General features: G+C 75.6%; 3 protein-coding genes and 1 pseudogene. 3 read left to right on the forward strand and 1 reads right to left on the reverse strand.

Annotated elements, in window-relative coordinates; genetic code table 11:
* From ACFV4N_RS41045 to ACFV4N_RS41055, 3 genes and pseudogenes are all read left to right on the forward strand, one after another.
* Nucleotides 1–225 (forward strand): annotated as a pseudogene (locus ACFV4N_RS41045) (ABC transporter ATP-binding protein); the annotation flags it as partial.
* Nucleotides 222–1934 carry an ABC transporter ATP-binding protein gene (locus tag ACFV4N_RS41050; protein ID WP_499678096.1) on the forward strand — a complete coding sequence of 571 codons (1713 nt, stop codon included), beginning with the start codon at nucleotides 222–224 and terminating at the stop codon, nucleotides 1932–1934. The pseudogene ACFV4N_RS41045 and the gene ACFV4N_RS41050, both read left to right, overlap by 4 nt.
* Nucleotides 1935–2010: 76 nt before the next feature.
* Complete coding sequence (locus ACFV4N_RS41055) at nucleotides 2011–2928, forward strand: tetratricopeptide repeat protein (RefSeq protein ID WP_499678097.1); 918 nt, start codon at nucleotides 2011–2013, stop codon at nucleotides 2926–2928.
* Between the two features lie 29 nt (nucleotides 2929–2957).
* Here ACFV4N_RS41055 and ribD read toward each other — a convergent pair.
* On the reverse strand, nucleotides 2958–3843 hold an 886-nt coding region (ribD, locus tag ACFV4N_RS41060; RefSeq protein WP_499678098.1), incomplete at its 5' end, for a bifunctional diaminohydroxyphosphoribosylaminopyrimidine deaminase/5-amino-6-(5-phosphoribosylamino)uracil reductase RibD.

The following is a 3843-nucleotide window of genomic DNA, read 5'->3' on the forward strand; positions in this document are numbered from 1 at the left end:
GCCCTGACGTCCTCGGCGGGCGACCGGACGACCCTGGTCATCGCCCACCGCCTGGAGACGATCGCCGACGCCGACACCGTCGTGGTGCTGGAGGACGGCGTGGTCGTCGAACGCGGCGCGCCCGCCGAGCTGCTGGCGCGGGACGGGGAGTTCGCCGCGTTCTGGCGGTCGCACCGGTCGGCCGTGGCCGACGACGCCCGGGACCGGGGAGGTGAGGACCGGTGATCCGGCTGCTGTTGCGCGTGCTGGGGCACGAACACGCCCGACCGGTGCGGCGCACCGCGGCGCTCATGGCGACGACCGCCGTGGCCGAGGGGCTGTCCTGCGCGTTGCTGGTCCCGGTGCTGCGGGCGCTGTTCGGGAGCGCGCCCGGCGACGCCTGGCCCTGGCTGGCCGCGTTCGGGGCCGCGGTCGCCGCCTGCGCCGCGTTGCGCTACCTCGGCGACCTGTCCGGGTTCCGCGTCGGGGCTGTGCTGCTGCGCGGCACGTACCACCGGCTCGGCGACCACCTGGCCCGGTTGCCGGTTGGCTGGTACCGCGCGGACCGGGTCGGTGAGGTGTCCGTGCTGGCCGGTCGCGGAGTCCTCCAGGCGATGGGCGTGCTGGCGCACCTGCTGTCGCCGTTCATCTCCGCCTGCGTGACGCCCCTGGTGATCGTGCTCGTGGTGCTCGCCGCGGACTGGCGGCTGGGGCTGGCCGCGCTGGTCGCCGTGCCGGTCGTGGTGGCGGTCCAGGTCTGGACGGGGCGCTCGACGGCCGCCGCCGACGCGGAGCGCGCCGGGCGCGACCGCGAGGCCGCCGGGCGCGTCGTCGAGTACCTCCAGGCCCAGCCGGTGCTGCGCGCGGGCGGCCGGACCGCCGAGCGCTTCCGGCTGCTCGACGACGCGCTGGAGGAGGTGGGCCGCGCGTCGCGCCGCACCGTCCTGGCGGCGCTGCCCGGGGTGGTGGGCCTGACGATCGTGGTGCAGGCGGTGTTCACGGCGCTGCTGGCCCTGGGCGCGCACCTGGCGCTCGGCGGGGACGTCGGCGCGGCGGAGGTCCTGACGGTCCTCGTGCTGGCCGCCCGCTGCGCCGACCCGCTGCTGTCGCTGGCCGACCTCGGCGGCAGGCTCCGCGGCGCGCGTGCCGAGCTGGTGCGGCTCGACGCGGTGCTGCGCGCCGAGCCGCTCCCCGAACCAGCCCGACCGGTCCGGCCCGCGCGCCACGACCTGGAGTTCGACTCCGCCACCTTCCGGCACGGCGACCGCGCGGTGGTGGACGGGGTGTCGCTGACCGTCCCGGAAGGACAGCGGCTCGCCGTGGTCGGGCCGTCGGGCGCGGGCAAGAGCACGCTGCTCCAGCTCCTCGCGCGGTTCCACGACGTGGACGCGGGCGCGGTGCGCGTGGGCGGTGTGGACGTGCGCGCGATCGACACCGGGGAGCTGATGGCGCGGTTCGCCATCGTCTTCCAGGACGTCTACCTCTTCGACGGCACGATCGAGGAGAACGTGCGCCTCGGCCGCCCCGACGCCGACGAGGCCGAGGTGCGGGCGGCGGCGGCCGCGGCGCGGCTGGACGAGGTGGTCGAGCGGCTGCCCGACGGGTGGGCGACGCACGTCGGCGAGGGCGGCGCGCTGCTGTCGGGCGGCGAGCGCCAGCGGGTCTCGATCGCGCGGGCGCTGCTGAAGGACGCGCCCGTCGTGCTGCTGGACGAGGTGACCTCCGCGCTGGACCCGGTGAACGAGGCGGCCGTCCACGAGGGCGTCGAGCGCCTGGTGGCGGGCCGGACGGTGGTGATGGTGGCGCACCGGCCGCGCACCGCCCGCCGCGCCGACCGCGTCGCCTTCCTCGACGGCGGCCGGGTCGTGGAGCAGGGGAGCCACGACGAGCTGCTGCGCCTCGGCGGCCGTTACGCCGAGTTCTGGGACCTCGCGGTGCGTGAGCCGGTCCGCTGAAGGAGGGGTGGTCGGCGTCCTGCCCCGACCACCCCACCGCCGCCGCGGGTGGGAGCCGGGTGAAAGGCTTCGGGCCATGAGCGCACCGAGCTACGACACCCTGTCCCGCCTGATGTCCACGCCGGACGCCGCCGGCGCCGACCTCTTCGCGGCGGCCGTCGAACTCCGGGACGGCTTCGTCCGCAGCGAGCACCTCATCGGGCTGCTCCCCGGCGACGCGCCCGCGCTGCTGGTGGCCGGCCTCGAACGCGCCGGCGCGTCCGGCGTCGTGGACGCCTGGCTGGAACTGGGTCGCCTCCTGGCCTACGGCGCGGCCCCGTGGGCGCCCTACCCCGCACCGGACCTCCGCGCGTCGGTCGAGGCATACCGCGAGGCGGACCGGATGGGGTCGAAGGCCGGCGCGCTGGGCTGGATCCGGGCCGCCTACTTCGCCCGCAGCGCCGAGCACGCGACCGACGCCGCACGCAGGCTGGGCGAGTTGCTCGCGACCAACCCCGACGACCCCGAGGTGCTGGTCCTGGCGGGCTACCTGACCCACCAGGGCTACGGCCGCCAGGCCGACCCGGCCGAGGCGGTGAGCTACCAGGTGGCGGCGGCGGAGCGCGGCAGCGCCGACGCGGCGTTCGAGCTGAGCGTGCTGCACGCCGGCGGCAGCGGCGTGCCCGCCGACCAGGGCGAGTCGCTGCGCTGGACGTTCCGGGCGGCCGAGCTGGGCAGCGCCCGGGCCATGGCCAACCTGGGCGGCATGTACGCGACCGGGCGTGGCGTCGACCGCGACCCCGCGACCGCGCTCGAGTGGTACGCCAAGGCTGCGGAGGCCGGTCACGCCAAGGCTGCCTACACGGCCGGCGTGATGCTCCTGACCGGTGACGGGGGCCTCGCGGTGGACGAGGCGCGGGCGGAGCGGTTCCTCGACCTGGCCGAAGAACTCGGTTTCGACGTTGACGGCGCGCTGGCGTCGATCGGCCTGCCCCGCCGGGCACCGACCTCCTGACCACGGCGGTGGATGGTCGGCCGGCGCTGTTAGTGCTGTGGTGTCGCGGTGACCTGGATCCACTCGCCTGCCGCGTCGATGGCCTCGATGCCGAATCCCGCCGGTACAAGCGTGCGCGTGCCCGGTGCGGAGGGCGGGGCGGGAGTCGCGTAGAACGTCACCTGGTCGACCAGCCCTGCGGCCAGTAGTCGCCGTGCCAGGTCGGGGTGGCACGCCGCCAGCAGCGAACGGACTCCTCCAGCGTAAAGCGCCTTCAACACCTCCACGGGTTCCCGATCCATGGCCGTTGTGGACAAGGAGAAGGCGGCCGGCCCGTGAGCGTCGGGGAGTCCTTCGCTGACCCGGCCGTGCACGTCGACCACGGCGTCGACGCGGATCCGGTGTCGCCGCACCAGGGCTTCGTCGGGTGAGCTGATGTGCCCGTGGGGGCCGACCTCGTACAGCCAGGTGACGTGAGGACGTCGGTGGGACAGCCCGTGCAGCCAGGGGCGCATCACCTGTCGTGCCGCCTCGGCGAGCACCCCGACCTCGACGTCGACACCGGCGGCGCGCAGCCGGGCCGCGCCGCCTTCCTCGCGGGAGGTGGGGTCGATCAGGGCGATGACGGTGCGGGCGATGCCGGCGTCGAGCAAAGCCTGCCGGCACGGCGGCGTGCGGCCATGGTGGTTGCACGGCTCCAGGGTGACCACCGCGGTGCTGCCTCGGGCGTGTCCGCCCGCCGCAGCCAGGGCGTGGACTTCGGCGTGCGCTTCGCCTTTGCGCTGGTGGTAGCCCTCGCCGACCACGTGCCCGTCGCGGTCGAGGACCACGCGGCCGACCGGTGGGTTCGGGCTGGTGCTGCCCAGGCCGAACGCCGCCAGCAGGATCGCCCGCTGCATGGCCCTGGTCTCGATCTCGGATGCCATCGTCTCAGGC

The organism is Actinosynnema sp. NPDC059797 (assembly GCF_042732085.1).
Taxonomy (GTDB): Bacteria; Actinomycetota; Actinomycetes; order Mycobacteriales; family Pseudonocardiaceae; genus Actinosynnema.